At 37.8% G+C, this 2,118-nt stretch carries 2 protein-coding genes; both read left to right on the top strand.

Translation table 11 applies throughout. The features are described 5' to 3' along the window. A partial coding sequence (locus tag MMU07_RS21640; RefSeq protein ID WP_241128700.1) for an RHS repeat-associated core domain-containing protein occupies positions 1-1,206 on the top strand: 1,206 nt, incomplete at its 5' end. Between the two features lie 79 nt (positions 1,207-1,285). Next, positions 1,286-1,681, top strand: a complete 396-nt coding sequence (locus tag MMU07_RS21635; RefSeq protein WP_241128699.1) for a hypothetical protein — start codon at positions 1,286-1,288, stop codon at positions 1,679-1,681. Positions 1,682-2,118: the final 437 nt, after the last annotated feature.

Genomic DNA, 2,118 nt, shown 5'->3' with positions numbered 1-2,118 from the left:
GCAGGAGGAGCAAATCCCATCACCCTGCTACAGATAGCCGACCTGATCGCTTCCGACCTGCAAAAGAAAGAAACCCCTGAAGCCTACATGGGCTATGCCTTGTATGATTCCGACTCCGTATTATATGAAAAGGGAAAAATCTTATTATCTTCCCAAGCGGAAAACAAGCACGAGAACCTGAACCATGCCTTCCTGATCGAGAAAGGAGGGTTTATAGAGACTTTTCTTGTAAATGAAACTTCGCAGGATGTGTTCTTTGACAACTTCCGCATCCTTAGTACCCCTTCTATCACGGTGCAGGTGACGCATTATTATCCTTTCGGGATGGAGATGCCGGCACTATCCTATCAGGCACCTGCGATAAATAAGAACAGGTATCTGTATAACGGGAAGGAACTGATCGAGGACAACGGCCTTCAGTACTACGACTACGGGGCAAGGATGTATGACCCGGCGATTGGGAGATGGGGAGTGGTGGATCCGTTGGCTGAGATTGCTCCCGATAAAACACCGTACCATTTTGTAAGCAATAATCCTATTAATAGAATAGATCCAGATGGTCTTACTGATTATGAAATTAATTCAAAAGGAGAAGTTGTAAAAACTATTGAAAATAAGAAAGCTGATAATTTTTATATGGTTGATAATGATGGCAATCGTATAGAGGATCAGTCCATTTCATTTGATTATGGCACTGTTGAAAGTCATCGTTCTCAGTCTGGAACATACCAAAAGCGTAATGCTGATGGTACAAGAAGTGAAGAAGTAACAACTATTGACATTTTTAAAGTCAGAGGTGATGACAATGGAACTCAATTATTTGAGTTTTTAGCAGATAATACAAGTGTTGAATGGAGTCAAGCTAAAACTGGAATTGAAGGAGATAAAGGTTTAAACTTCTTGACTACTGGCCATGTTGAATATACAGAACCTGGTATAGCAGCATTGATTAATGGACAATTGTCAGAAGGCTACACAATTAGAGAGCTTAATCATAATCACCCGGGAGGTACAGCTATTCCGTCTGGTTTACCAGGACTTACTGGAAGTTTAGGAGGAGATGTTCCGTTTGCTAAAGCAGTTACAGAATGGTATAAAATAGCGTATCCAAATAGAAGTAATAGCCCTACTTACAAAATATACGTCACAGGTAAAGGTTATATACCATACAGTAAAGATTCAAAAAAAGAAGATTATGGATATTAGAAATTGCACTCTAAAAATGACACTAAATATTTGTTTTGTACTATTGAGTTATATGTCTTTTTCTCAAAATGAAAATGTTATGTCAAAGGAAATGATTAGGTACTCTGTGAAATGCGAGTTAAAGTCCGAGTTAGATAAGATTCTCGATAACCTTAAACCTGAAGATCAAAAATTAATTTTTATTATCAATACATTTATTAAAAAAGATACTTGTCAAATTTCATTGACTACAAGTTATGATGTAGAAATAATGGATAATTGGGTTGGCTTTTTTGAGTATAAGAGTAAGCTGTTTCTTTTAGAGTCTATAGAATATGAAAACTTTTTCAGTAAAGTGGGGCAAGATACAATTCAATTAAACATAAAAAAGATTCAAAAATCAAATGATATAGTTCAACCGTATATTGACAATTTACCATATTGGATGTTAGAATATAGTAATGGGCAGTTTTCAACCAAACTTTCATCTTATTAAGAAAATACTACCTAATTTTTATTGAAAGCCATACCATGGGCGTAGAAAGGCGTTGCTGCTAGGCGTATCCGCGACAATTGCCGGGATGAAATTACGCCTTCTTATGAAATGAATTTGCAATTCGATTAACCAAGAATTACCTTTCGATTTGAGGTTTTTCATTTGTATTCAATTGCAAATTGAATATGATAAAAGGGTAGGACAAGGCGTTTGGAAATGATCCCTTAGGATCATTTTAGCCTTGGGCCGGGTGCAGGGTAGGCAAATTCCACCCAGTCGTAGCATCAGGCGTTTGACTACACCCAGTTGGGGGACTATGTCGGAAACTTTGTGTTTGCAAATGGCCAACTTGAGCATATTATCCATCCTGAGGGAAGAGTGGTGTTGGAAAGCGGGGTTCCGAAGTATGAGTATTTCCTAAAAGACCACCTTGGCAA

This window comes from Cognataquiflexum nitidum, from assembly GCF_022538055.1.
GTDB lineage: Bacteria > Bacteroidota > Bacteroidia > Cytophagales > Cyclobacteriaceae > Cognataquiflexum > Cognataquiflexum nitidum.
This window is presented reverse-complemented; position numbering and strand designations above follow the sequence as displayed.